The sequence below is a fragment of the Shewanella sp. MBTL60-112-B2 genome, from assembly GCF_019655055.1.
Classification (GTDB): domain Bacteria; phylum Pseudomonadota; class Gammaproteobacteria; order Enterobacterales; family Shewanellaceae; genus Shewanella.
In genome coordinates this window covers 1-25848 of the sequence record NZ_BPFA01000042.1, presented here as the reverse complement: position 1 = coordinate 25848, position 25848 = coordinate 1, and the positions used below count along the sequence as shown (strand labels likewise).

24 protein-coding genes are annotated in these 25848 nt (G+C 44.6%); 10 read left to right on the top strand and 14 right to left on the bottom strand.

Features of this window, described 5'->3' with window-relative positions; all coding sequences use genetic code 11:
• Nucleotides 1-143: 143 nt before the first annotated feature.
• Nucleotides 144-1565, bottom strand: coding sequence for a DUF4145 domain-containing protein (locus tag K5Q73_RS19610; protein ID WP_220765586.1), 1422 nt, complete (start codon nt 1563-1565; stop codon nt 144-146).
• A 118-nt stretch (nt 1566-1683) separates the two neighbouring features.
• On the bottom strand, nt 1684-2418 hold the full coding sequence (locus K5Q73_RS19605; protein WP_220765585.1) for a hypothetical protein: 735 nt from the start codon (nt 2416-2418) through the stop codon (nt 1684-1686).
• A 183-nt stretch (nt 2419-2601) separates the two neighbouring features.
• Between K5Q73_RS19605 and K5Q73_RS19600 the strand changes: the two genes are divergently transcribed.
• On the top strand, nt 2602-3120 hold the full coding sequence (locus K5Q73_RS19600) for a DUF2780 domain-containing protein (protein ID WP_220765584.1): 519 nt from the start codon (nt 2602-2604) through the stop codon (nt 3118-3120).
• Between the two features lie 299 nt (nt 3121-3419).
• Nucleotides 3420-4004, top strand: a complete 585-nt coding sequence (locus K5Q73_RS19595) for a MarR family winged helix-turn-helix transcriptional regulator (protein ID WP_220765583.1) — start codon at nt 3420-3422, stop codon at nt 4002-4004.
• Between the two features lie 108 nt (nt 4005-4112).
• Here the strand turns inward: K5Q73_RS19595 and K5Q73_RS19590 are convergent, their stop codons facing one another.
• The 3 genes from K5Q73_RS19590 to K5Q73_RS19580 are packed head-to-tail and all read right to left on the bottom strand — an operon-like array spanning nt 4113 to nt 5398.
• Entirely contained in the window at nt 4113-4373 is a 261-nt protein-coding gene (locus K5Q73_RS19590) for a DUF2024 family protein (protein WP_220765582.1), read from the bottom strand.
• A gap of 10 nt (nt 4374-4383) precedes the next feature.
• Nucleotides 4384-5124: a hypothetical protein gene (locus tag K5Q73_RS19585; protein WP_220765581.1), complete on the bottom strand. Its 741-nt coding sequence runs from the start codon at nt 5122-5124 to the stop codon at nt 4384-4386.
• A 52-nt stretch (nt 5125-5176) separates the two neighbouring features.
• Nucleotides 5177-5398 (bottom strand): hypothetical protein, encoded by a 222-nt coding sequence (locus K5Q73_RS19580; RefSeq protein WP_220765580.1) that lies wholly within the window; start codon nt 5396-5398, stop codon nt 5177-5179.
• Nucleotides 5399-5885: 487 nt separating this feature from the next.
• Between K5Q73_RS19580 and K5Q73_RS19575 the strand changes: the two genes are divergently transcribed.
• Entirely contained in the window at nt 5886-6347 is a 462-nt protein-coding gene (locus K5Q73_RS19575; RefSeq protein WP_220765579.1) for a TerB family tellurite resistance protein, read from the top strand.
• A gap of 53 nt (nt 6348-6400) precedes the next feature.
• On the opposite strand, the gene K5Q73_RS19570 is transcribed toward K5Q73_RS19575, so the two are convergent.
• A complete protein-coding gene (locus tag K5Q73_RS19570) occupies nt 6401-7357 on the bottom strand; it encodes a LysR family transcriptional regulator (RefSeq protein ID WP_220765578.1) in 957 nt (318 codons plus the stop codon).
• Between the two features lie 202 nt (nt 7358-7559).
• On the opposite strand from K5Q73_RS19570, the gene K5Q73_RS19565 reads away from it, so the two are divergent.
• Nucleotides 7560-7865, top strand: coding sequence for a multiheme c-type cytochrome (locus K5Q73_RS19565; protein WP_220765577.1), 306 nt, complete (start codon nt 7560-7562; stop codon nt 7863-7865).
• A 403-nt stretch (nt 7866-8268) separates the two neighbouring features.
• Here the strand turns inward: K5Q73_RS19565 and K5Q73_RS19560 are convergent, their stop codons facing one another.
• Nucleotides 8269-9246, bottom strand: a complete 978-nt coding sequence (locus tag K5Q73_RS19560; RefSeq protein WP_220765576.1) for a LysR family transcriptional regulator — start codon at nt 9244-9246, stop codon at nt 8269-8271.
• Nucleotides 9247-9491: 245 nt separating this feature from the next.
• Between K5Q73_RS19560 and menD the strand changes: the two genes are divergently transcribed.
• The 4 genes from menD to menE all read left to right on the top strand — a co-directional run bounded on the left by menD (nt 9492) and on the right by menE (nt 14640).
• Nucleotides 9492-11201, top strand: coding sequence for a 2-succinyl-5-enolpyruvyl-6-hydroxy-3-cyclohexene-1-carboxylic-acid synthase (gene menD, locus K5Q73_RS19555; protein ID WP_220765575.1), 1710 nt, complete (start codon nt 9492-9494; stop codon nt 11199-11201).
• Nucleotides 11201-12001: a 2-succinyl-6-hydroxy-2,4-cyclohexadiene-1-carboxylate synthase gene (menH, locus tag K5Q73_RS19550; RefSeq protein WP_220765574.1), complete on the top strand. Its 801-nt coding sequence runs from the start codon at nt 11201-11203 to the stop codon at nt 11999-12001. Before menD ends, menH begins: the two co-directional genes overlap by 1 nt.
• Nucleotides 12002-12019: 18 nt before the next feature.
• Nucleotides 12020-13087 (top strand): o-succinylbenzoate synthase, encoded by a 1068-nt coding sequence (menC, locus tag K5Q73_RS19545; protein ID WP_220765573.1) that lies wholly within the window; start codon nt 12020-12022, stop codon nt 13085-13087.
• A 65-nt stretch (nt 13088-13152) separates the two neighbouring features.
• Nucleotides 13153-14640, top strand: a complete 1488-nt coding sequence (gene menE, locus K5Q73_RS19540) for an o-succinylbenzoate--CoA ligase (RefSeq protein ID WP_220765572.1) — start codon at nt 13153-13155, stop codon at nt 14638-14640.
• 922 nt (nt 14641-15562) lie between these two features.
• On the opposite strand, the gene K5Q73_RS19535 is transcribed toward menE, so the two are convergent.
• From K5Q73_RS19535 to ftsY, 6 genes are all read right to left on the bottom strand, one after another.
• The gene (locus tag K5Q73_RS19535) at nt 15563-16039 is read right to left on the bottom strand and encodes a hypothetical protein (RefSeq protein ID WP_220765571.1); all 477 of its coding nucleotides are present in this window, start codon (nt 16037-16039) and stop codon (nt 15563-15565) included.
• A 3-nt stretch (nt 16040-16042) separates the two neighbouring features.
• The gene (locus K5Q73_RS19530; RefSeq protein ID WP_220765570.1) at nt 16043-17833 is read right to left on the bottom strand and encodes a S8 family peptidase; all 1791 of its coding nucleotides are present in this window, start codon (nt 17831-17833) and stop codon (nt 16043-16045) included.
• A 1072-nt stretch (nt 17834-18905) separates the two neighbouring features.
• A complete protein-coding gene (gene rpoH / locus K5Q73_RS19525; RefSeq protein WP_220765569.1) occupies nt 18906-19763 on the bottom strand; it encodes an RNA polymerase sigma factor RpoH in 858 nt (285 codons plus the stop codon).
• 235 nt (nt 19764-19998) lie between these two features.
• Nucleotides 19999-20964, bottom strand: a complete 966-nt coding sequence (gene ftsX, locus K5Q73_RS19520; RefSeq protein ID WP_220765568.1) for a permease-like cell division protein FtsX — start codon at nt 20962-20964, stop codon at nt 19999-20001.
• Nucleotides 20965-20973: 9 nt separating this feature from the next.
• On the bottom strand, nt 20974-21666 hold the full coding sequence (ftsE, locus tag K5Q73_RS19515; protein ID WP_220765567.1) for a cell division ATP-binding protein FtsE: 693 nt from the start codon (nt 21664-21666) through the stop codon (nt 20974-20976).
• A gap of 104 nt (nt 21667-21770) precedes the next feature.
• Entirely contained in the window at nt 21771-23633 is a 1863-nt protein-coding gene (ftsY, locus tag K5Q73_RS19510) for a signal recognition particle-docking protein FtsY (RefSeq protein WP_220766168.1), read from the bottom strand.
• A gap of 225 nt (nt 23634-23858) precedes the next feature.
• On the opposite strand from ftsY, the gene rsmD reads away from it, so the two are divergent.
• Nucleotides 23859-24482, top strand: a complete 624-nt coding sequence (gene rsmD / locus K5Q73_RS19505) for a 16S rRNA (guanine(966)-N(2))-methyltransferase RsmD (RefSeq protein ID WP_220763590.1) — start codon at nt 23859-23861, stop codon at nt 24480-24482.
• On the top strand, nt 24483-24764 hold the full coding sequence (locus K5Q73_RS19500; protein WP_220763588.1) for a DUF1145 domain-containing protein: 282 nt from the start codon (nt 24483-24485) through the stop codon (nt 24762-24764). It abuts the gene before it with no gap.
• Between the two features lie 487 nt (nt 24765-25251).
• Here the strand turns inward: K5Q73_RS19500 and K5Q73_RS19495 are convergent, their stop codons facing one another.
• Nucleotides 25252-25767 carry a NapC/NirT family cytochrome c gene (locus tag K5Q73_RS19495; protein ID WP_220763586.1) on the bottom strand — a complete coding sequence of 172 codons (516 nt, stop codon included), beginning with the start codon at nt 25765-25767 and terminating at the stop codon, nt 25252-25254.
• Between the last annotated feature and the right edge of the window lie 81 nt (nt 25768-25848).

The window sequence follows — 25848 nt, the reverse complement described above, 5'->3', positions numbered from 1 at the left end:
TGATTTAAAGCGCTTAATGAGCAAAGACAAACCTAAGCCTAACGCCATGATGAATAAAAGTACGAACAAAAAAAAGCATTTCTAACTTAATTCTTAGTTAAAAATGCTTTTATGGTTATTTTCAAAAAAAATGCATATTTACGCTAAGTGACAGCCTCAGATAACAGCTCTGCCGCTTTGTTTAATGATAAAAGCTCTTGTTTTGAATTAGTAACCGCTAAAACGGCATCCACTTGTTGCGCCAATGAATGCCATAGCGGCAAAATCACATCAAGCTCAGTTTGACTGGCTCGCTCTCTTGCCATTTTGAGTAACGCTGCCGCAGAAACCACATCAATACGCCCCAAGATACCATCGGCCAGTGAGATACTGAGTTCAATCATAGCGGGTACGCTATGGCCATACTTAATCACCTCTCGCAGATAAGCTTCAGCTTGAGACAAGTCTTGCCCAATAGCACTGTCGTCATGCAGCATTCCCTGCGCGCAGGAGAACATAGCATCCACCTGCCCCTGCTCTGCCGCTTCCGCCATCCAATAAGCACTTTTAATACTGTCTTGTTTACAGCCTTCGCCACGAGCCAGCATCAAGGCTAGATGATATTGGGCGTGAGGGAATCCAGCTTGAGCCGCTCGATGGATATACTTGTAAGCGTTTTGCAAATCAGCCTGCTGATAATAAAGCACGCCTAAATTCGCCATCGCCTCTGATTGTTCCAGCTTGGCGGCTTCGCTTAAGTATTGCTGCGCCAGGTTTAGATCTGTTGCAAACTGCTTACTGCCTACCAGATAGAAATAACCTAATAACGCCATCGCATTCGCTATACCTGCTTCAGCTGCCTTAGCAATAGCAAGCTCTCCGGCAACCACATCGGTCTCTCCGCTGTAGCCGTGGATCAAAGAGACCCCATGCTCGAACAAGGCGTTCAAATTTTTCGTCGACGCCTGGGCAAACCAGTAGCTGGCCTGCTTAAAAGAAGCCGTTGAGCGCTCTGCAACCGCCTCATCACCACTGTCCTGCAGTGCGAGCTCTTGCTCTCGCTGCATCAAAGCTCGAGTTTTTAATGACATCCCCACCAAGTACTGCGACTCGGGATCGCGCTCCATAACTGCCCGATAACAAAGATCTCGGCCAGCTAACGAGTCAAAGTCTTCAAAGTAATATTCAGGTTTGGTTTGCTTAGTCACGTCAACAAACAGCGACTCAACCAGAGCTAAAAGCTGTTTAATCGAACGCTCACTTAACTGCTGTAGCTGCTCGGGAGTGAGGTGATACTTTTCAGGATGGGCGCCACGATTACCGTCGGCTCTAAGCTTGTGCAGTGCACGGGTGGTTTTAACACTAATGAGTCGATGCTGATTTAGCTGCTCGATACGGTCATACAGGTTAGGGCTTTCGAAACGGATCTTCTTAGGCTCCCCCAACAAACTCGTGAGCTTATGACTAAAACTACGCACATGTAGCAATGCTTGAGTCGGTACATCTTTTACATAACTTTTGGCCTTGCGATAGTCCTCACCTAATTCGGCAGAGAACAGATTGACGAACTCGATATCGTTCAACAAGACATTTACCCCTAATCAAGAATAACCCTAAGCTTTTCAGATAATAGGCTAGATATTGCAGCAGCTATATTAAGGTAAGTCGCTGCAATACCAGAGAATAAATTCCTAATCAGGAATATTATTCTTCGTTTTCAAGGTTGCCCGGAGTTTCAGGCGTTGGACGTGACACCATATATAAACGGAATAACGCCACGTTCACGAATAAACCGAAAAAGGCCACGATGACTTCACCAATAAGCTGGACAGGCATGCCACCTAACTGAGTTAATTGCGCTAATATACCGCCAAATAGCGACAGAGGAATATATAGCAATAACACCACTATCGTTTTAAAAGCGATAGGACCACTAAAACTAAAGCTGCGCTTAATCGCTTCCATCGGTGTGAGACGCTCAACCACCACCATAAAGTTTACAAAGGCTAAACGCGCAAACAGGTAGATGCTACCGACCAACCCAATAATGCCTAGGGCAGGGTTAATGGCGAGCAGAATAAACACTGGTGCGAGCACCGCAAGACCCGAGAACACCCCAGCCAACAAGAGCGCTGGCACAAAGTTCAAACTGGTCTTCAAAATCATTCCATTAGATGGACTATGACCCTGAGAGCGGATCTCTAAAAATAGCGTTAATGCCGCAATCAAGAACGAGAACACAAGTAATAACACCAACATGGCAACCATGTGGCTAGTACCAAATTGCGGGTTTTCGAGATCTGCTGCACTAATTTCTAAACTTAGCCATAACTGTATACCAACCTGTACAAATAGAATTGGTACAAACAAAAACGCTAACTGACTAATATTGTTTCTAAAAAAATTAAAAGCTTGAGTCAATATTGCTGACAATTGCATAGGGCTTTCCAAAAAATAAAATTCAATAACACGAGTTAAAGCTAAGGATACCCAAGTTTATAAATTAATGCACAGTTGAAATCACCAATTACTGCGCAGCGATAAACAAAAAATGCAATCGAATTGTTAAAAACGTTAGAATAAGCAATTATTCAAAGATTAGACGACACAAGGATAGCCTCGATGAAATCAATGACTGCAACTCTACTTACCATATCTGCTTTATTAACCACTCCAGCAAGCGCTGGGATTTTAGACCAGCTAGGCCAGGCGACGGCAACAGCTAATGAGCAAACTCAGCAGGCTGAATCGAGCGATTTAGTTGGCACGGTAATGTCTCAATTAGGTCTTAGCCAGACTCAAGCTGAAGGTGGCTTAGGCAGCTTACTCTCGCTAGCGCAAAGCTCTTTAGGTAGTAATGACTTTAGCTCTATAGCCAATTCGATCCCAGGTATTGATGGCCTCTTAAGTGCCGCACCTGAACTCGATAGCGACTCAGGTATGTCTGGCCTACTCTCGCAAGCAGGTGGTTTCGGTGAATCTTTACAAGGTGGTGCTATGGTCTATGATGCTTTTGAAAAGTTAGGCATATCTAAAGAATTAGCCGCACCAATGATTGATATTGTTAAGGGCTATCTAGACACTAATGGCAGTACAGGAACCTCTGATCTACTGATGAAAGGTCTTAACTCGATCTTGTAATTAGCTAAATACTCTTGCGGTTTTTTCGAAGTAATATTAAACGAATAAACCGCAAAATTTCTGCTAAATAAGCAGAACATACAAGTATACAGCCTCCTAGCCCAGATTTGCTTTCAAAACCCTAAAGCTGCCTTATAGCAATCGATATAAGCCGTTGCTCTACCCAGAGCGTTTATAGCAAACTAATTCAAAGCGAATAAATAGCCACAATCATTTCGACTCGAAGTTATTTTCACATTTTATCAGCAGTGCTATACTGCTCAATATTGTTTCGAATAAAAACTTAAGTGATATAAACAGTGAAAAATACAAATACAAGCAACATTTGCGACCTATTAGAACGCTTAAGCACACTATTTCGCAATGAGGTAAGGCAGGCTGGACTCAGTCATGGCTTGCATCCAGTACATTTGGAAGTACTCTTTTACTTAAATCGCTGCAATAAGTTCAGCGATACTCCTGCTGCCGTGAGAGATTTTCTAGGTACAACCAAAGGCACGACATCTCAATCAATCACATTGCTTGAGAATAAAGGCTATGTGATAAAAACAAAAGATAGCCACGATAAACGCGTATTCCATTTAAGCTTAACAGAATCAGGTAAAGCGATTGCCGAACAAACTATGCCCCCAACCAGCTTAAGAAGTGCATTAGAGCGCTGTACAGACAATGAGAATAATAGTTTAAAACTGCAATTAGAGAATTTATTAGCGGATATGCAAATAGAAACGAGCTCGACAGCTTTTGGACTGTGCCAGACCTGCATTTATCATTTGCCAAAAAGTCAGACTTTGTTTTTATGCCAGCTCACCCAACAAACTCTCCCTAAGAAGTTTGGTGAACTCATTTGTCGCGAGCACCAAATTAAGGCCGTTAATGAGTAACGACAGAGCTCAATAGCCAGCAAACTATGCTTACCAATTGAATCAATAGCGACAAAAAGCCAAGCAATGCTTGGCTATCATAAAAATATAATGAATTTGTCTAACTGACTATGCCGGGCAACCTTCTAATTTATAGATGGCATAACCTTGTCTTTTTATGGCTTCATCATACTCAGGCACTGAAGGTGCTGTATGGCAAAACGAACAGCCATCACTACGAATTTCAGCTCCCTGTTCACCAATTTCATTCAGCCATTGCTTGGCAATAGTTAGCGCGAGCTCCGCATCACGTTTAGGCAAGAGTACATCAAAGTGTATACGTTTGCCTGAAGTCGTGTATGCATAGGTATCAAAAACATGAATAGACATAATTTACCTGTTATTTTCTAGCGACCACTTTACCGGGCAGCGAAAGATCACCTGAAGCGATATCGTTAACTTGCGTTACGCACAGCAAAGGATTATGCACACTGGCATTGACTTTCAATACAGCAGTAACAGCATCGAATTTGAAGTCTTCTTGGAAAGAAATATCTTTAGTCGGTACTTCTACCGATACTGAATTCTTAACAAATTCTGGCGTGTAGCCAGGACTATCAATATAGATGGGTAAACCAGGCCAAGTGACCGGTAATGCTGGCTCCATTCCCTCGGGAATATCTTTCACTTTCAAGCCGCCGCCACAAGCTTCATCTTTAGCTAATACGACCCAGTGAGAATGCCATTCGTTGCCATCATTGGCCTTATCACCATCCAGATTTTCATCAAACTTTGGTGTGTCATCAAAATCAGGGTGTGAAGTCACAGCAAGCGCTAAAATACCCTGACCTTTTTCAAAGCCCACAGCTTCAGAGTCAAGATTAGTAGGCCAAACATAGCTGTAAACTTCAGCTCCTGCCAACTTACCAATCGATTGCGGTCTCTTTTGACCCAGCTTACCAGTCACCTCAGCCTGAAAAGTCAGCGAAGTGCCATTTTTAACTACTTTGGCATGAGTTAGGTCAAATTCACTGGCAACCTTATCACTCGACTGACTTAGGATATGACCATGATGGCCGGCATCTGCAAACACATTTGAACTCAACGCCAGTGTAATGGCAGCAACAAGATACTTATTCATCGGAGCCTCCGTTCTATATTAAAAGGGCAGTAAAAATACTGCCCAATAATCACTAAGCTTTAAGATCTGCTAGCGCAGCGCCAAAGTTAATGTGGAACACACCATTATTGAGCAATACAGCCGGGACTGATTGCACACCTGCAGCTTCAGCTTCAGATATACGTTCTGGTTGCTCACCTAAGTGAACAATTTCTGCATTTAGTGCTTTAGCAACTTCCTGTTCTGCTTCAACACAAATAGTACATCCGGCATGATAAAAAACGGGCTTATTCATAATGTAGAGTCCTTTTAATTAATGAAATCTAGTTTCGCCTCGAAACAACATTTAGTTTATACAAGTCTAATTAACTGTCAAATGGTTTCGACTGAAAACTTAGTTAAGGTTTTGCGACATTAAAGAATGGAACAGAAGTTTTACCGCTTTTAAACTGCAGAATGTGTTAATAAAATCATCCTTCCAAGTAAGAAAGACTTTATAGATCAATGAAAAAGATGAAAGGTTGCAATGGATAAAAGCAGCTGCACACTATGACTAATTGGTCTAAAATTAAATATCAGTTGCGAGCCAAAGGTTCACATCGGCCGCTAAATCGATGAGTTTTCAATGTAATTTATGCAAGAGTGGCATTAGAAATAAATAGTAATCAGACGTAATTGCTGGCAGATGTTTAAGATAGCTTAACGGACAAAGGAACTCTCTTGAGAAATTAAACTCTAAACACCTGTGACATCAATTACCGCACTTAGCTTTAGGAGCCAATATGATCGCTAAGCTCAAACAATTCTTTGGTAACCCGCAAGCCACTCTTTCAGACGAAGAACGTCAAGAGCACTTAAATCTTGCTGCCGCAAGTTTATTGCTAGAGGTTGTCATGGCTGACGAAAGCATGTCAGAGCAAGAAGCTAAGTTACTTCCTGATCTGCTGACGACAACACTGAGTCTAAGCACCGATGATGTGCAAAGCCTGATTAGTGAGGCTAAAACATCACAGCAAAAATCGACCTCTTTATACGAGTTCACTCAAGCTATTAATGACAACTTTGATGTGGCTCAAAAGCAGCAGCTAATCTTAGCTATGTGGCAACTGGCCTACGCCGATGGCCATCTATGTCAGTATGAAGATCAAATTATCCGTCGAACCGCAGAGCTATTTTATTTACGCCATAGTGAGCTCATTCAAATGCGAAATATCGCGATGGAACAAAAAGATAAATCTTCTTAGGCTAAATATTTATTATCTTTAAACCCACAGGTAAGCAAAGGTTACTATTTTAGCTAATCGCTAATTTGCTGCAAAATATAGGCTTTGATGCCACTAACGAAACCTTCTGGGCAGTTACATGCGTGATCACATCGCGATAATAGCGAGTAACTTGGCTTACGAATAACCGAATGAAGTAATTCATATTGCTGTTCGCACATTTTTACTGCTTTAAGACCATGAACCATACCAACAAATTCTGCGGCGCAGTGTGTACCGATAAATGAAATTGCATCACTACTGCGCAACTTTGTAATCAGCCCTGCGAGGCTATGGGTTTTATAAACAGAGCCTAAAGCTAGTTGGTTTTGCTCACAATAAGCTTCCAGTGGATCCCGAATATCGTTAAACCCTTCAATCGCCGTTACCACAAAGGGGTAGTGAGCGATATCCACTAAAGATAAGCCACTAAACCACACAGGATGCTCCTCCCGAGCAATAATATACACAAACTGCCCCGTTCCAATAGGGGTGGCCATAAGTGTCGACTTGTGCCTCTTTAAGGACTCTTGGGTGCTGTGATCATCATCTTGTATAACGGCTAAGCACATCCCACCTTGCAGCATCTCTTCGCAGGTTTGAGGCCTTACATGCTTGATGTGAGTAGAAGCACTCAAGCTACAGCTTTCTAAATCACTATCGATAAATTCCGGCAAGCCTACCGACAGCGTAGGCGGCACAGCAATAGTGCACTCTTTCTTAGGCGTTAAGCAGATTTCTGTGACACTGATAGCTGATAACAACTCGCTGATTTCACAAATTTTGGGGTATATCGCCTTCGCTCTAGCTGTTGGAATGAAACCTTCCTTTTTTCTTATAAATAGCGAATCTTGGTAATACTCCCTTAAACTTGAAAGATAACGAGTCACTTTAGAGTTAGAGATTCGGTACTGCCGAGAAGTCTCCCCACAGCATCCCGTTTCATAAACAGACTTAAAAATCACCAACGCCTTCACATCGACGTCTATCATCGTCAGTTCCTTAATTTACCTAGGGTTATTTTTAATTATTGAAATTGTATTTTCTTCAAACTGAAAATATTGCTTTACGCTGCAAATACTCACCTCTAAAAATACAATACCAATAATTCTAGGTAGAATACGCTCCATAGATAGGCCACTGATAAATAACACTTAAAGCGACAACTTTCAACCACTTACAGGACGATAACAGATGAAAAAGCTTGCAGTTTTATTACTATTACTCGTTAGTTCAAATGCTTCTGCTATCGACAGCTGTACTGAGTGTCATGATGAAAAGTGGAAGCAAACACCTGCTCATATATGGATAGATACCGAAGTCCATCTAGATGCAGTCAGCTGCATGGATTGTCATCGCTGGAAAGAGGGAGACGACCTGCCTCCAGTGCTGCCTAGCCAAAAGACCCTAGATAAAGATTGCGGCCTCTGCCATCACACGCCCGAAGATCTCGCACGTAAGATGAACATGGAGCAATACGAGCAAGAAACAGACGAATAGCACCTATCTAACCAGTCCCTGCAAAGGTCCGCGCCCTTCATCAGACGCGGGCCTTTTACCTTCTACGAATCAATTTAAAATCAACAGTGCTTCCCACTCAAGATTTCCAATACAAGACTGTTCTTGATGATAAAATATACCATCATATTTATTTCAGATAGATTTAGATCGCAGAACTGCCCTAACTGTCACAATATTTTACCTTTCAAAACAGATATTTATAATGCAAGTTCAGATATTAAAATCGAATAACTTCAAGGTAGGACTAACTTATTTAATAAGGCTTGTATGGGGATTTCCTCCAAAAGTCGTCAGCGAATAGCGATTTTTAGAGGAAGTGTGTACATACTTTAGTTTGGTAGATAAGTAACGGCTGAGCCCAGAGCTCAGCACATTGCTTTAGCTAAGCCACTTTAGCTAGTTTTTGCTGCTCATACAGCTCTTGTGCAAGAGTAAACTTTTGCTGTAGCAACTTAGATAATGCCTGAGAGAAGTCATTTTCATGAGACTGATGGTACTGCAAGAAGTAAGTGTAGCGCTCACGATTACGCTGAGGAAACAACACTTGATTAAAAAACTCAGTTGCATCGACATAATCAATATCATTGCGATTATTGAAATAAAGATAGGAGAAAACTGAAGCACTTAAACAAACATCATCTGTCTTAGCAATATGATTAAGCGCCATCGCTAAGCTCGTTGTCTTAAAGCTCAGCTTAAGATCTAAAGAACGATCTTTTGCATAACTTTCAAACCAGTGATCCACCAAGCCCACTTTGGAATAATTGATAAACACCAACTTATTTTCCAGCAAGCGCTGCAAAGTTAACTCTTGCTTAAACAGAGGGTGATTCTTGTTAGCGGCCAGGAAAAAATAGCGTACATCACCAACCTTGACGTTTTTTACCGCCTCAGATTGCTTTGAGTTAACCGTAATCGCGTAATCAATCTTACCTTGTGCCAATAGCTCCTGAACATTATCACTCCAAGGCTGAATAACGACCGACATCTCGCGGCCTAAGCCCTGACAAATTTCGGTAATTGATTCGACTAAGAATCCAGATAAATGCTCCTGAGCAGCGATAATCAACCGATTACTGTCAGTTGAATAACTGGTAATCTCTGCCATCTGCTCATAGCCTTGCACAATAGACTTAGCAAGAGGGTACAGTCTGTCCGCCATCAGGTTAGGCTCGACACCATACTGACGTCTGATAAACAACTCATCGTGGATCACTTCACGCATATTGCTCAGAGCACGACTCACTTTAGGCTGAGTAGTGTTAAGTTTCTGTGCCACCACAGAGCCATTTTTAAACTCAACTAACCCAATAAACACCTTAAGAGTGAAATAATCTAACTTTGAAAATTCCCTACGCATCAGACCCTTGCCTAAAAACACATTTTTGTTAATTTTTGTATACAAATTATAACACTGAAAAATAAACAGTTTTGCTACATCAATCACATACATACCTAATTATAGGTATTAGGGCGAGAGGCAAAACACAATTATTCTCAATTTCAGCTATCGCTTACCTCAGGGCAAAGAAAACCTAAGTGGGATCATACTCCTTTGCCGCAAAGCAAGTTAAACTAAGGCTATCAATGATATGGTACTCATCTATGCAAACTGAACACACCGCTGAACTTAATCTGCTTTGGGGAACTTTAATCTTAGAGGAATTGGCCCGCTTAGGCGTTAAACATGTCTGTATGGCGCCGGGTTCTCGTTCCACCCCACTGACTCTTGCTGCGGCGAAGCAAACCAAGCTTAGCCAACACATTCACTTTGATGAGCGTGGGCTCGGCTTTATGGCGCTCGGTTTAGCCAAGGCCAGTCAAGCACCTGTAGCGATTATTACCACCTCAGGCACTGCAGTTGCCAACCTGTATCCAGCAGTGATCGAGGCTTGGCTGACTCGTGTTCCCTTAATCGTATTATCTGGTGATAGACCTCCAGAGCTTATCGATTGCGGCGCCAATCAGGCTATTATTCAGCCTGCTATTTTTGCTCAGTATGCCAAGCAACTAAACCTGCCTACACCCGATCTAAATATTGCTCCTCAAGCATTGCTTAGCCTGTTAGATGAAGCGGTTTGCAACCAATCACAGCCTGTTCATATTAATTGTATGTACCGTGAGCCCCTGTACCCCAACGAGCCTAAAGTAGATTTTGAACATTACTTAGCGCCAGTTAAGCAGTGGCAACAAAATACAGCACCGTATAGCCAATTTGCCAAGCTAAGCACTGGCCTATTGCCTACATCTGACGCACTCGCCCGCTTCGTACATGGCAAAGGGGTTATTGTTGCGGCAACGCTCGCGCCAGAGCAGCAACCGGAGCAGCTGATTGAGCTAGCCCACAAGCTAGGTTGGCCTATTGTCACCGACGCCCAGTCGCAGCTCAGACAACATCCTGCTGCCATAGGCAATATCGACCAGCTGCTGCATCAGCCAAAATCTAAGGCACTTTTAGCTCAGGCTGAAAGAGTGATTGTCTTCGGTGGTCGCATTCTTTCCAAACGCCTTATCAACTACCTTAATGAGCAGAATTGGAAAGATTATTGGCAGGTGCTGCCACAGCAACAAAGGCTGGATCCTAGCCATAAAGCAAAACAGGTTTGGATTTCTCCTGCGCATCAATTTGCTAAGCTAGCTTGGCCAAGATCTTCTGAGGCTAACTGGGCGCTCAAGCTTGTACAGCATAACGATGACCTAGAAACGCTATATCAACAGCAAATTGATCATGCTGAATTTGGTGAAGCGCAGACCATTCGAGCCATAGCTAAGAGACAAACCGATGAGCAACAACTATTTATCGGCAACAGTCTCCCAGTTCGTCTATATGACATGTTTGCCCCTATCACTCCCTCAAGTCCCAAGGTCTTTACTAACCGTGGTGCATCCGGTATCGATGGTTTGTTAGCTACGGCGTGTGGTGTTGCAGCAGCAGAAGGTAAACCGACCACCCTTATTATTGGTGATATTTCGGCGCTACACGACCTTAATTCATTGGCAATCGCACGCTCGGTTACTAGCCCGCTGGTGATAGTGATCCTCAATAATGATGGCGGTAATATCTTTAACTTACTGCCTGTGCCCAATGAGCAGTTAAGAACCGATTACTACCGCTTGTCTCATGGACTCGAGTTTGGCTTCGGCGCCGCCATGTTTGGCCTCGCTTACAATCAGGTTGATTCATTAACTGACTTTGTCGAGTCCTACGAGTATGCAATGACCTACTCAGGCCCCTCTGTTATAGAAGTTACTGTTGCCCAAGATCAAGCCAGTGAACAGATAGCGCAGCTAGCCAATTGGGTGAAACAAGGCTAATGCTAAGCTATTGCACTGCAGGCAAGAGTGACTCGCCAGCCGTGGTATTTCTCCACGGTTTCTTGGGCAGTAAACAGGATTGGCAGGAGATCGTCGAGCAGCTAAAAGATGACTTCTTTTGTATCAGTCTAAACCTTCCAGGGCATGGCTTTAATCACCTTGAAAGTAGCAGTGTCGAACTGCCAACGCCCGGCTTTATCCCCTGCGCAGAGCTTATTCACACCACTCTAGAGCAACTTAATGTCAGCCAGTATCACCTGGTTGGCTATTCATTGGGTGGCCGTATTGCGCTACATTTAGCCCGCCTCTATCCGCAAGCATTACTTAGCCTAACCTTAGAGTCTTGTCATCCCGGGCTACAAAATAAGGCCGCGAGAACCGAGCGTAAAGCTAACGACAGGGCATGGGCGCAGAAGTTACAGATTCTGCCTATCAGAGGCTTTCTAGACCTTTGGTATCAGCAAGCGGTTTTTAGTGATCTAAGCCAGACTGAGCGTGAGCACTTAATTGATAAGAGATCTCACAATCAGCCCCTTATGCTAGCTAACTGCTATCAGGCTACCTCCCTTGCCGAACAAGATGATCTCAGGGATACCCCGAGTCTATTAACAGCTAGCAGCCATTTTATTGCAGGCCATCAAGACACAAAGTTCATGGCACTCGCCAAACGCTGGCAAGAACAACAACCATTATCGGTGCACTGCATCCATGCCAGTGGCCATAATGTGCATCTAGCAGCCCCGCAGGCTTTTGCAAAACAGCTAGCCAGCATTTTTACATCGACTCCACCTAACTCCTAAGCAGAAAGTGAGCCATACATGACCGCGACTCTTCAGCAAGCAACGCCATTAACCTTAACTCAGTTAGGTCAGTATCAGTTTGCTATCGACTTAGATAAGCCCCTGCCTGTAGGTAAGCAGCGCATAGAACAGCGGCAAGGATTAGTCCTAGTTGCACAGTGCCAGTCGCGACAGGAATGGGTAGAGATCTCACCGCTTTCAGGCTTAGATAATCAAGGCCAGGCACTAACAGATTTTAGCCGCGAAACATTAGCAGAGGTTAGCGAGCAGCTAGCGGCATTATTGCCACAATTGCACCAGCAACCCATTGGTGACTTGCTCGATGTGGCAGAACAAACCGCCTTGCCGTCCTTGGCGTTTGGCCTCAGTCAACTGCACGCCAAACTCGCAGGAAAATTTGACGGCCACGCCATCACCCCGCGCACCATTCCGCTGATTTATCGCCAAATTAATGAAACTCTTACGGCGGTTAGCGAGCGCGTTGCAAGCTTATCTAGCAGCATTTATGCAGTGAAAGTGAAGGTCGCTCAGGAGTCGCTTGAAGATGAGATTAAACTGATCCATCAGATCTTAGCCATTCGCCCCGATCTAAAACTCCGTTTAGATGCCAATCGCGGCTTCACACTAGAGCAAGCCATTGAGTTTGCAGCATGCATTCCGCTTAGCAGTGTTGAATATATCGAAGAGCCATGCCAAAACCCCGATGACAATCCGGCCTTTTACCATGCGATAGAGATGCCATGGGCACTGGATGAGTCATTAAATAGCGCCGAATATGAATTTAAGATGCAAGCAGGCTTAAGTGCATTAATCATTAAGCCTATGCTGCTTGGCAGCATTGAAAAATTGCAGCAGCTCATAGAGACAGCCACCGAGCACGGCGTGCGCTGCATTCTTAGCTCAAGTTTAGAAGCAAGCCTTGGTATTGAAGCATTAAGTCGCTTAGCAGAAATCATGACTCCAGATGAGATCCCGGGAATTGATACACTCGCAGCCTTCAGCCAAGACCTGATTGTTAGCTATGGAAAATCTGTCTGTTTGCAGCTTGATGACTTAACACTCCTAACTAGTGTCAGTAATAGCTAGCGTATGCAATAGCCATGTAAACAATGGCTAACAGATCGAACCTAACAGATAAGCGGTGCATTGATATGACGGTTAGCAGTACCAACAAGCAAATCCTCTCACCTATTCATCAGCAAGCATTAGCACAAGCTGAGGCACCCGCTTACCGTTTTTCAGGCGTGGCAGTTAGCTACCAAACTTTGCAGCAGCAAGTCATCGCCCTAACTCAGCAATTTAACCAAATAGGCCTAAAGTCTGGCGACCGTCTGGCCTGTATCGCCCATAACTGTCCGCAGTTACTACAACTCTATTGGGCCTGTGTCGATAGCGGTATCTTGTTCTGCCCTATCTCACCGCGCTTTGCACCGCAGCAGATCATCGAGCTGATGCAGTGCCACAACTATCAGCATTACTGGCTTGAAGCTTCACAATTGTCTGACTCCTGCCTTGTTGATGCACTGCAAAAACGGCCACAGCTAACAGTTGTCCCACTGGATTTTAATCAGCTAAGTAAAAAAGCTCAGCAAACTATAGACCCCGATGCCGCGGTCAACGCCATACTCACCTCTGGCAGCAGCGGCACACCCAAAGCCGCCGCCCATAGTCTGGCAAATCATATGGCCAGCGCAGCGGGTTCGAGTGAGCTAATCACCTTAGCGGCCGAAGATAGCTGGCTACTGTCTCTGCCACTGTTTCATATCGGCGGCTTAGCAATATTAAATCGCTGCGCTCTCGCGGGTGCCTGCGTGGTATTTGAAGACAAGAACCTATCTCTAGCCGAGCAGCTAATTCGAGATAGCGTCAGCCACCTGTCCTTGGTCAGCGCCCAGTTACAACAGCTACTGAATCCAGATAGCGAAAGCGATGCGGGATGTAATCCAGAAAACGACTGCCTAGCCCAAGTTAAAGCCATGCTACTCGGCGGCGGCGCAATTTCAGCCAACCTATTAGCAGAGCTAAGCAAACGTGATATCAAAGCCTACACCAGCTACGGCATGACCGAGATGGGTTCGCAGATCACCACAGGCATCGCCCGCACCGACGGCTCAAGCGGCAAGCTATTATCGGGGCGTGAGCTTAAGATTATTGATGGTGAAATCTGGCTAAAAGGCGAATGTCTGTTTCTCGGCTATTTAGCCGAGGATGGTTTTAATCTACCGCTCGATAAAGACGGCTGGTTCTACAGCAAAGACCTAGGGCACTTTGATGCAAACGGCAATCTCTGCATCGACGGCCGCGCCGATAACATGTTCATCAGTGGCGGCGAAAATATCCAACCAGAAGAGATAGAAGCCGCCCTAAAGCTGCACCCGTTAATCAGCGATGCCATCGTGTTTCCTGTGGCTGACGCCAAGTTTGGCACGCTCCCAGCAGCCACTCTTAAGTTAAATGAGAGTAAGCTGAATAACAGTTCAGCGAACCAACCTTTGGAAGCCGAGCTAACCGAGTTTCTCGCCGACAAAATCGCCCGCTTTAAGCGACCAAGGCAATATTACCCTTGGCCAGAAGTCAGCAGCGCCGGGATTAAGGTTGTGCGGAAACAGGTGATAGCCGCAGTTAATATCGCGAAATAGTGAGTTGAATTTCAATCAACTTTGACACTTCAATCAAGCTTTGCTTGATAAACATCGTGGACGGCCAGCGTACTCTCTGACACTTGTTTGATACATTCTAACTCCAACAATCAAAGCAACTTAACTGTGTCTATTTCCGTATCTAATATCGTCATTATTCACGGCTTCCATCAGATACAGCTAATTACCTGCAGCAGGCGTATGTGCAGACACTGCTGAAGCTCGCTTTACGTCATCCCTGACCGCTCAACGAAAACATCCATGTTTCCGACGGCCTCAGCTGTATCTACACTGAGTTAGAAAGGCACAATCACTAGGTTTCAGTGTTCATAACAGAAAAGCAAAAGTCTACCAGTCGCTAATCAACGCACAGGAAACACCAACCCCCCATCGAAGTTGCCGAAGTACGTAGATGAAAATGCCGTAGAACCATCATGGATGATGGTTCAGGTTCTGAGGGACATGGATGTCCCATCTGAGCCGTTAGGCAATTTTTATTGGAGTATGAGGCCCGTATCTAATGTATGTAACTTCGTCGGGGCGTCATGGTGGATGCAAGGAGGATAAGGACGAGCAGTCCTCCTTGCCTGGGGTGTGGGATGGAATCCCACGACTTTAATTGTTAGACGAAGTCTAACTCAAAGCCCAGGTGCAGCCTGATGCCACTGACACATGTGTCAGCCAAAATTCCAGACATAAAGCCCAAAGCTACCCATCCATGGGCTCATTTCTGACATAAATGTTCCAGACATAAAGCCAAAAGCTAACCATCCATGGACTTTTGGCATAAATGTTCCAGACATAAAAAACCTGCTAAAAAGCAGGTTTCATTTCTCGAAGAAGCAGGGAAATAAAAAATGCTCGCACTGTAAAAACACTGCGAGCATTAGCACTCTTCAAACTCTAATCACTATGAAAGCAATTACTCTGGCGCCATCTCATTGGTAATTTTCTCTAAATTCACCGTCGATACTCTCGCATCATGTGACAATATATCGAGCAAAGCTGACAACTCCATATCTTGAGGTGCTTTCAGTATGGCAAGATTCCCCTTAGTAAACTCGACATCAAGCCCATGGCTTTTTGCGATAGCCTCTAAATCAGCTTCATTTTTAAGTGATAGAAAGAACTTTCCATTTAAGGTTGCTACTTTTGAAACTTGTCCGCCTTTAATCATATCTCCTGCAAATAATTCAACCGGTCCAAAAGAACGTTTCATCATTGCAGGCCCGGTACCTTCCTTATCTTTAATGACTTTTTGAAATGCCTCCCCTTGAAGATACACAGTGCCAACTGTGGCGTAATCTTGCTTCACCAAAACAGGTAACTCTTTTGTCGCCGACGCGAAGGCTTGACTGGAGATAGCGAAAATTGCCATTAACATTATTTTCTTTTTCATTGTTTAGTCCTCCTCGTGACCAATAAAGCGTACTGACCAATTCTGAATAATACCTGGGCTTACATTGTTAGCTTGGGTCACATTTTGTACTGGATACCAAATAAACTCACCATCAGCTTCACCACCGGTATCAACAACTTTCAATGTCCAGTCGCCTTCAGCCTCTTCACCATAGAAATGCGTTGAAGATAGCAACTTATTCACGTAACCATCACCACCAAAAGCTTGACCGTACATGCCATTTCTTGGCGTCATTAATACACTGCGTGTACCTTCTGGAGAGATAAGCTCAATCGCTAAATCTGTCACTCTTGGATGATCTATCGTCACTAATACTTCAACACCCTCAATAACGAAATCATCTAAATCAATTTCCTGAGAGGTTGCGCCACCATTTGGATCGACGTCAGGCACTTCTACATTGACAGCTTTAGCATGCCATTGACTCACTAACTGAGGCGGTAGCTTTATATCCTCTAAATCGTCTTTAGACTCCTTCCTTACAAGCTGAACCGCTTTACTCACATTAGGACGGCCTAAACCGTAAAACAGGTGATAATCAAAACCGGCATCATTTTTCTGCCAGCCATCAATGGCAGGGTATTCGACTAGATTTCCGTGAATGTCAGTAAAGGTTAACGTCACCCCTTTATTGTTAGGATCCGTCTTTTTAGCCGTTAGCGCTAACACATGCTTAGCATCGCGAGTCGTTAAATTAGGGTTAGCTGACATCACTGCCGCGATCGCCCCAACCATACTCGGTGCAGCAGATGATGTACCGTTCATCACACTGGTATAATTACAATTTGGATCATCCGCGGTACCACCATGAAGACCATTTTCACCTAAACCAGTACTATCATTAAAACCACTATCACAACCCATCAGATCTGTCGTCACCATTGCTGGAGTTTCAGAACCATACTCTCCTCCTGTAGCCGTCATAAATACATTGGCGCCTACGGTCGAGTAGCTAGAGCGCTCACCATTAGCATTTATAGCACTCACCGTCGTGCTCCAGTGAGTCGCTTTACTATTAGTCATATTGCTATTTTGCATAGGCAAACCATGGTTACTCGCTTCAACATCGAAGTAATCAGCGGGTAAAAAGTAATATCCTGCGTAGCCAAAATAGTTATAAGAGTTACCTGCAGAAGAGACAAAAGCAGCGCCACGGCCATTATTGCTATTGCTCGCCACATCCTCCATCACATAATTTTCGATAGCCAGTTGCGGATCATTTTCAAGATCAAACGGGGGAATAAATAATGCTTGCGAACCATAGCTTTGATTAAATAGCTCGGTATTCTCTGTTCCCTCACCATACCCGTGAGAAAGTAACCAAGAGTTCATGCTCTGTTCTGAAAGGAAGTTGAAACCATTAATACCGGCTTTGGGTGCCACTCCTCTAACGCCCTCTTCATTAAACCCTACTGCGGCAATAATCCCTCCGACAGCTGTACCATGGCCATGGGTATCTTCCGGGTAATCACTACCAGTGATTAAATTCATAGAGCCAGGTACAACATTGTCGGCCAGGTCGACATGGTCAATCTGTAGGCCTGTATCTACAACAGAAATTTGGACCCCTTGCCCAAGAGCTCCCTTTTTATGAGCTTGTTTAGTTTTTAAATCATTGCCTGCTTTGCCTCCATTTAGTGAGAAGGCGGCTTGGCCAGTATTTTTCAAATGCCATTGATGTTCATACAGAGGATCGGACTCTCCTGCATAACTTGCAGTCGATAGCATTAGCGGTAAAAGTGCTAAGCTACATTTCGATAATTTATGCGTCATATTGTTTCCTTACATTTTTATTATTTGCCCCGGTCACATTTGTTAACGAAAAGTTAAACAAGAAGTGACCTAACAAAAATACACACAATTTATTTTTTTTCAATTTGTATCAAATTCGAACAGTAGGATAAGCGATTAAAGGTAGGTTAAACCGTAAATAAATTGATACAAGCCATGGGCTAAAGAACGAAGTATGCTGTTGGTTTGAATAAACTTACTTTATTACATATCAACAACTTAAATAAGGAATCCGATGGAACATGCTATTACTGCATAGCAGAATTAATGATGTTCCTACATCACACAGACATTTCGCGGTTTCAGGTGAGAACACAATCGTAAAAACAGAAGTTAACTACTCAGCCAGCGTATATGCAGCCACTGCTGAAGCACGGTGAGTAAAGCGAAGCTTTATGCTACGAACGAGAAGCAAGGATGCTGAACTGGCTATTAGATATGGACGTCGTTGCAAGCACATCCTTGTGAGCCCTTCGGTTTCATCCCTGAAACCGAAGGCTTCAGCCGTATCTACGCGGGTTAGAAAAGCATAGGCTCTAGGTTTCAGTGTTCATTATACGAACAGTAAAGCTAACACTTGTCACTGAACTTACAGGAAACACAAATTCCCCATCGAAGTTACCGAAGTACGTTGGAATAAATCACGTGATGCCGACATGGACGTCGGCATAGCTTTCGCGGGGCAGGATGCCCCATCGGAAGCGTTAGCGATTTATCCATAAGTATGAGGCCTGTACCTAACGCATGTAACTTCGTCGGGGCGGCTGGGGAGATGCTAGAGGGGGTAGCTGTTGACCCCTTCTTGCCCGAGTGTGAGCTGGAAGCTCACGACCTTTTATCAAACGAAGTTTGATTGATTCAGTTGTTAGACGCAGTCTAACTCAAAGCTTAGGCGCAGCCTGATGCCAAAGGCACATATGCCTAGGTAAACTCCAGACATAAAGCCAAAAGCTTTCCGTCCATGGGCTTTGGGCATAAATGTTCCAGACATAAAAAAACCTGCTTGGGTAGCAGGTTTTAATTATTAATAAAGTCTCTAAAACTGATAATGAAATTAAGCTTCCATGCAGCCTTTAAGCTTATTCATTGCATTCTTTTCCAATTGCCTAATACGTTCAGCCGACACTTGGTAAGTTGCCGCTAAATCTTGCAATGTGGTCTTGTCTTCATCTAACCAACGCGCTTTAAGAATATGCTGGCTACGCTCATCAAGTGTCTTGATAGCCGATAGCAGACGCGCTTGGTTATTCTGTTCCCAGTTGTCGTTTTCAACTTGAGACGCTAAATCTGATGAATGATCTTCAAGGTAATGCATAGGTGCATAATCTTGTTCGTCATCGTTGTCGCTAGCGAGATCAAATGCTGGATCTTGCGCCGCCATGCGTGATTCCATCTCGGTGACATCGGCTTTCGATACACCTAGACTGTCAGCAACCATTCCCACTTCACTGTCACTAAACCAACCTAGACGCTTTTTAGCTTTACGTAGGTTAAAGAACAGTTTGCGCTGAGCTTTAGTGGTAGCCACTTTAACAATGCGCCAGTTTTTAAGCACATACTCGTGAATTTCAGCTTTAATCCAGTGCACGGCAAACGATACCAAGCGTACGCCCACATCTGGGTCGAAACGCTTAACCGCCTTCATCAGGCCGATATTACCTTCTTGAATTAAGTCAGCTTGTGGCAGACCATAGCCTGAGTAACCTTTTGCAACATGTACCACAAAACGTAAGTGCGACATAATCAACTGTTTCGCAGCCTGTAGATCACCCGTTTCTTGCAGACGCTTCGCTAGCTCATATTCTTTATCAGCTTCCAACATTGGAATGTTGTGTGCTGAATGAACATAAGACTCGAGGCTACCGCTACTTTGGGGAACCATTAGTGCCATTGTTTGCGTTTGATCTGTCATTTACGCTCCTGCTACTGCTTACAAATGTCTTGCTAAAATCTACTTTCTGACCATTCATTGCTGAAATGGACAATGAACTATCGACTAATTGACAAAATATGTCAACCATCAACTTTATCTAATATGCGTCAATACTCATTATTGCTTATTAGAGTCTTGCATCTAGTTGTAGGCAGATCAAATGAAACAAAGTTCATCTTTTAACCTATCATCTATTGCCGAGTGTAACTGGTGATTATGACGGTTCTATTGCTCTTAAATGCTGGCGTACTGAAAGATACGAACCTAACCATCCCAAGAAAGACGCCAACAACACCAGTTGCCCTAATTCACCGAAGGTAAGTGATTCCATCTGCAGTTGGCTACCATATAAACCTAGCAGTTCGCCTAAAGCCGAGTCCAAATATAAGACCAGCAGGTTAATAATAATCCAAGCCAAAATCCCGCCAATCACACCGTACCAGATCCCAGTATATAAGAAGGGACGCTGAATAAAGGCTTCGGTAGCACCGACAAGCTTCATCACCTCAATTTCGGTGCGGCGGTTCATAATCGCTAAACGTATTGTGTTACCAATGACTAGCACCACAGCGAGTACAAGCAGCGCGGCAATCGCTAATACCGTTCGCTCCAATAACTTTACAACCGCCTGCAAGCGCTCTAGCCACTCGATATCTAAACGACCAAAGCTAACCTCGGGTTCCTGCTCAAGCTTACGCAGCAATTCTCTCGCGCCGGTGGGGCTGGAATACTTAAGGCTTGGCGTTACCATAACTACCGCAGGCAGCGGGTTAGAATCTAAATAGGATAGCGCCTCACCAAAGCCCGATAAACGCTGGAACTCCTCAAGCGCCTGATCACGATCGATATAACTTACGTCACTCACTTCCGGGTAAACCCTAAGGCGAGTAATTAAACTTTGAATACTGGTTTCGCTACGACCTTCATCGATAAACAAGGATATTTCAGCAGCGCTGTTCCATGACTCGGTAATGGTTTCAGCATTCTTAACCAGCACTTGCAACGCCGCCGGTAAACTGAGACTCACGCCCAAAACAGCCATGGTCATGATAGATGAAACAGGGTTACGCCATAGCTCACCAATACTGGCCATTGCATGCTGAATGTGACGGATAAAAAACATCACAATACGACCTGAAAAGGGTAATTTACTACGGTTTATCTGAGGTTGCTGGCTCATAATTTATCCTCAGCTAATGCCTAGGTTGTCTTGAGCATTTAGCTCTTCTGCACCTAACACTCGGCCCTGTTTAAGGGTTAAGGTTCGATATTTCATTCGTGCAATCAAGCCCAAATCATGGGTAGCGATAAGTACGGTTGTCCCCGCATCATTGAAAGTTTCAAACAAACGCAGAATATCCATAGATAGCTTAGGATCTAAGTTACCCGTCGGCTCATCGGCTAATAACAATGGCGGTTTGTTCACAATCGCCCGCGCAATACCCACTCTTTGCTGCTCACCACCCGATAGCATGATTGGGTTATGGCGTTCTTTACCATATAAGCCCACCATATCGAGCGCCCCTGCAACACGCTTGCGGATCTCTCCAATCGAGAAGCCTTCGATAATCAAAGGTAAAGCAACGTTGTCGAACACACTCTTATTCATCAGCAAGTGATGATTTTGGAAGATCATACCAATATCACGACGTAGATAAGGCACCTGCGACCGGGTCACCTTAGCGATATCATGACCATTAATTGAAACGCGACCACCGTTAGCTCTTTCAATAACGGTGATCAGCTTGAGCAGCGTACTCTTACCCGCGCCGGAGTGGCCAGTTAAAAAGGCCATCTCACCGCGCTTTAGATGAAAACTCACATCCGATAGGGCTTTTTGCCCGCCGGGATAGACTTTACTTACCTGCTCAAATCGAATCATTAATAAGATTTCTTTTTAGTTGGCATTAATCGGCATTAGTAAAAGCACCCATGTAGGGTGCTTTTACTTAGCTATTTTTCAGTAACGTTTGCTATAAGCTAACGTTATTTCGCGTCTTTGTCGTCTTTTGCTTGGCTAAACAAGGCTTCAATAAAGTCTTTTGCATCAAAGGTACGTAAGTCGTCAATCTGCTCACCAACACCGATATGACGAATTGGAATACCAAACTTATCGGCGATAGCGAAGATAACGCCACCTTTAGCTGTACCATCTAGCTTACTAATAGTAATACCAGTGACGCCTACAGCCTCTTGGAACAGCTGCGCCTGACTAATCGCATTCTGACCAGTGCTCGCATCTAAAGTTAGCATCACTTCATGCGGAGCACTCTCATCTTGCTTTTTCATCACACGTACGACTTTCTTCAGCTCGTCCATTAAGTGGGCTTTGTTCTGTAAACGACCTGCCGTATCGGCAATCAGTACGTCAACATTACGTGCACGAGCCGCCTGTAGGGCATCAAACAATACTGACGCACTGTCAGCACCTGTATGCTGGGCAATCACAGGGATCTCGTTACGTTGACCCCACACTTGTAACTGCTCAACCGCTGCTGCACGGAAGGTATCACCTGCCGCCAACATTACCGACTTACCTTGTGCCTGGTACTGTTTAGCCAGTTTACCAATCGTCGTGGTCTTACCCACGCCATTCACACCTACCATTAAGATCACAAATGGGCCATCGGCATTTTCAGGGATCAGAGGTACAGATACAGGATCTAGCGTCTTTTGCATCTCTTCACGCAGAAGATCGTACAGCGCTTCACCATCTTTTAGCTGCTTACGGCTGGCCTGCTCAGTAAGGCTCTTAATCAAACGTGTGGTTGTTTCCACGCCCACATCGGCAATCAATAACTGCTCTTCTAGCTCTTCAAACAGGTCGTCATCGATCTTCTTACCGCTAAATAAACCAATAAAGCCACTACCAATACTTTCGCTGGTGCGCTTTAGGCCACGCTTAAGACGGGCAAATAAGCCTTCTTTGACTGGCTTAGCCTGTGGTTCTGGTTGCTGCTCTTCAGTTGCTGCCTGTTCTGCAGCCAACTCTTGTGCCTCAATGCGTTGCTGCTCAATACGCGCAGCTTCTGCTTGCTCAGCTGCAACTATTTCTAATTCAACACGTTCAGCTTCAACTCGTTCGGCTTCGGCTTGAGCCGCTTGCTCAGCAGCTAATCTTTGAGCTTCTGCTTGTTCTGCCGCTATACGTGCTTGCTCTGCTTCTTCTGCTACACGAACTTGCTCAGCTTCTGCTGTAACTCGCTCGGCTTCAGCTTGAGCCGCCTGCTCAGCTGCTAATCTTTGAGCTTCTGCTTGTTCTGCCGCTATACGTGCTTGCTCTGCTTCTGCTGCTACACGAACTTGCTCGGCTTCAGCTGCAACTCGTTCGGCTTCAGCTTGAGCTGCCTGCTCCGCTGCTAATCTTTGAGCTTCTGCTTGTTCTGCCGCTATACGAGCTTGCTCTGCTTCTGCTGCAACTCGCTCGGCTTCGGCTTGAGCCACTTGCTCTGCTGCCAATCTTTGAGCTTCTGCTTGTTCAGCCGCTATACGTGCTTGCTCAGCGTCTGCTGCAACTCGCTCGGCTTCAACTTGAGCTGCCTGCTCCGCTGCTAATCTTTGAGCTTCTGCTTGTTCAGCCGCTATACGGGCTTGCTCAGCTTCTGCTGCAACTCGCTCGGCTTCGGCTTGAGCCGCCTGCTCTGCTGCCAATCTTTGAGCTTCTGCTTGTTCAGCCTCAATGCGTGCAGCTTCGGCCTGCTCGGCTGCGACTCTTTCTAATTCAATACGCTCAGCTTCGACTCTTTCAAGCTCAAGCTTGTCAGCTTCTAGTTTCGCCGCTTCTGCAGCCTGCGCTTCTTCTTTAGATTTATCCTTGCGGAACCAGGAAAAAAAACCTTTCTTTGCCATGTGTTATACCGGTGCTCAAGTAGCTGTACATAAATGCATTGGGGTGGAGGACGTTATATCAAAATCCAGCTTAAATTACGCTGATAAAAACAGCAAAAACGCCATTCAGACGGATTCTATCGACTGCTTTTTACCTTTTAGCTGTGCTTTGATATAAAATAACGACCTAAATTCAGACGCCATAGTCTACCACTTTCTTTCATTAGGCAAAATCACGAGGACACCATGGTCAAAAAAAGACCTTCTAGCGGTCAAGTTAGGATAATTTCAGGCCAATGGCGCTCTCGAAAGTTGCCCATTCACGACCTTGAAGGATTACGCCCAACCACAGATCGCGTCAGAGAAACCTTATTCAACTGGGTTGCTAACGATGTGCGCGGTTCCCGTGTACTCGACTGCTTTGCAGGTAGCGGCGCGTTAAGCCTTGAGTCACTGTCGCGTTACGCGAGCTACGCTAAGATTTTTGAGCTTCAGGCTCAGGCGGCGAAACAGCTTGTGGCCAACCTTGCCACACTGAAGTGTGATAATGCTGACGTCATCAAGGGAGATAGCTTAGCGTTACTGGCTAATAAGCCAAGTGAAGGCTTTGATCTAGTGTTTATCGACCCGCCTTTTAGAAAATCACTAGCAGAAAAAAGCATTGCACTTATCGATCAGCACCAATGGTTAAACGATGATGCACTGATCTATGTCGAAACAGAGAGCGAAATTGCTCAACTAAATGTGCCTGCTAGCTGGGCGTTGTTAAAAGAGAAAAAAGCAGGTCAAGTGATCTATCGTTTATATCAATACTCTGCAGAGCAAGTTTCAGAAGCAGACATCAATACTGATACTGGGGAAGCGAGTTAAATGAAAGTCATGTTAGTTTTAGGAAAATTAGTTACTGGCCTTGCTTGGGTAATGATGTTGTATAACTTAGTCGTGCCATTTGCAGGCAATATATCTGTAGTGCTCAATATCTTATTTGCAATGACCATCTTTATGCATTGCTTTCAGACACTCATTTTCCACACTATGTTTAAACCGCTACTGCAACTGAAAAAATCTGACTATCTGCAGGTATTCCTGTTTGGTGTATTTAGCCTACTGCAGTATCGCAAGCAAGTTATGGATAAGCAGGCTCAGCTTTAAAAGAACAACCTAGATCCTAGGGCGCTTCGCTGCGAGGACGGGCTATGCCCTGCTAGGAAAATCAAAAGCCAAAATCACTGGCTTTGCTTTTTCCGTAAGCGCAGCGTTCCGTCAGTGACGCAGTCACGTTCCCTAGGCCGAAGGCCGTCCGTCTTAGCTCTAAAAGAAGAATCTAGATCCTAGGACGCTACGCTGCGAGGACGGGCTATGCCCTGCTAGGAACAGCAAAAGCCAAAAGCACCGGCTTTTACCGTCTTTGCTTTTTCCGTAAGCGTAGCGTTCCGTCAGTGACGCAGTCACGTTCCCTAGGCCGCAGGCCGTTCGTCTTTGCTCTCCCGTCTTAGCTTTCCCTGGGACCTAGAACCTTTCTCAGCCTTTCCTAGGACCTTCTTTTACTTTCCGAAGCTTAAAAACAAAAAAGCCCCAATTAAGGGGCTTTTAGCGATTTTAACTTGCCGACATAAATGTCTAGGCTGATGCCTGAGTATTATCCCTTAGGATAAACGTGAGCAACACCTTTGTGACAGTCTACACAAGTCTTACGCTTGTCTTCTTCTTTCTTGAAGTTATTAGCGTGCATTCTCTTCGCCATTTTCTTCATAGTTTCAGGCTGGTTCTCGTAGATACGAGAGTGACAGTGCTGACAGTTAGCAGAGTCATTGCCTTTGAAATACTTAAGTGCAAGGTCTGCTTGCTCTTTACGGTTTTCATCCAACCACTCTTGAGTGTTGAAACCGTCAATTGTTAGGTAACCATATAGATCTTTAGATACGATGATCTTCTTAACTAGGTACTTAACAGGGTTGTGTGGAAGGTGACAATCTTGACATTGAACCACGATACCCGCGCTACCGCCGCCGTGAGCAGATGCAAGTACTTCATCTTTCAATGAATGGTTGCTATGACAGCTCATACAGAACTCATCTGTACTCGTTGCGTGTAAAGTTTGTTGTGTAGCAAAGTACTGAGGGATCCCCTCATAATTTCCCCAAAGCACAACCATGTTTGAATAGATTTTGAGCAAGCAGGGTTGCAGCCGCGAGCAAGTCTTCCCTCGTTATTGTGTAGCCAGAATGCCGCAAAA

Coding starts and splice junctions, on each gene's coding strand:
- K5Q73_RS19605 (WP_220765585.1), bottom strand. CDS start 2,418: ATGCAATTGTCAGCAATATTGACTCAAGCTTTTAATTTTTTTAGAAAC.
- K5Q73_RS19600 (WP_220765584.1), top strand. CDS start 2,602: ATGAAATCAATGACTGCAACTCTACTTACCATATCTGCTTTATTAACC.
- K5Q73_RS19590 (WP_220765582.1), bottom strand. CDS start 4,373: ATGTCTATTCATGTTTTTGATACCTATGCATACACGACTTCAGGCAAA.
- K5Q73_RS19585 (WP_220765581.1), bottom strand. CDS start 5,124: ATGAATAAGTATCTTGTTGCTGCCATTACACTGGCGTTGAGTTCAAAT.
- K5Q73_RS19580 (WP_220765580.1), bottom strand. CDS start 5,398: ATGAATAAGCCCGTTTTTTATCATGCCGGATGTACTATTTGTGTTGAA.
- K5Q73_RS19575 (WP_220765579.1), top strand. CDS start 5,886: ATGATCGCTAAGCTCAAACAATTCTTTGGTAACCCGCAAGCCACTCTT.
- K5Q73_RS19570 (WP_220765578.1), bottom strand. CDS start 7,357: ATGATAGACGTCGATGTGAAGGCGTTGGTGATTTTTAAGTCTGTTTAT.
- K5Q73_RS19565 (WP_220765577.1), top strand. CDS start 7,560: ATGAAAAAGCTTGCAGTTTTATTACTATTACTCGTTAGTTCAAATGCT.
- K5Q73_RS19560 (WP_220765576.1), bottom strand. CDS start 9,246: ATGCGTAGGGAATTTTCAAAGTTAGATTATTTCACTCTTAAGGTGTTT.
- menD (WP_220765575.1), top strand. CDS start 9,492: ATGCAAACTGAACACACCGCTGAACTTAATCTGCTTTGGGGAACTTTA.
- menH (WP_220765574.1), top strand. CDS start 11,201: ATGCTAAGCTATTGCACTGCAGGCAAGAGTGACTCGCCAGCCGTGGTA.
- menC (WP_220765573.1), top strand. CDS start 12,020: ATGACCGCGACTCTTCAGCAAGCAACGCCATTAACCTTAACTCAGTTA.
- menE (WP_220765572.1), top strand. CDS start 13,153: ATGACGGTTAGCAGTACCAACAAGCAAATCCTCTCACCTATTCATCAG.
- K5Q73_RS19535 (WP_220765571.1), bottom strand. CDS start 16,039: ATGAAAAAGAAAATAATGTTAATGGCAATTTTCGCTATCTCCAGTCAA.
- K5Q73_RS19530 (WP_220765570.1), bottom strand. CDS start 17,833: ATGACGCATAAATTATCGAAATGTAGCTTAGCACTTTTACCGCTAATG.
- rpoH (WP_220765569.1), bottom strand. CDS start 19,763: ATGACAGATCAAACGCAAACAATGGCACTAATGGTTCCCCAAAGTAGC.
- ftsX (WP_220765568.1), bottom strand. CDS start 20,964: ATGAGCCAGCAACCTCAGATAAACCGTAGTAAATTACCCTTTTCAGGT.
- ftsE (WP_220765567.1), bottom strand. CDS start 21,666: ATGATTCGATTTGAGCAGGTAAGTAAAGTCTATCCCGGCGGGCAAAAA.
- ftsY (WP_220766168.1), bottom strand. CDS start 23,633: ATGGCAAAGAAAGGTTTTTTTTCCTGGTTCCGCAAGGATAAATCTAAA.
- rsmD (WP_220763590.1), top strand. CDS start 23,859: ATGGTCAAAAAAAGACCTTCTAGCGGTCAAGTTAGGATAATTTCAGGC.
- K5Q73_RS19500 (WP_220763588.1), top strand. CDS start 24,483: ATGAAAGTCATGTTAGTTTTAGGAAAATTAGTTACTGGCCTTGCTTGG.
- K5Q73_RS19495 (WP_220763586.1), bottom strand. CDS start 25,767: ATGGTTGTGCTTTGGGGAAATTATGAGGGGATCCCTCAGTACTTTGCT.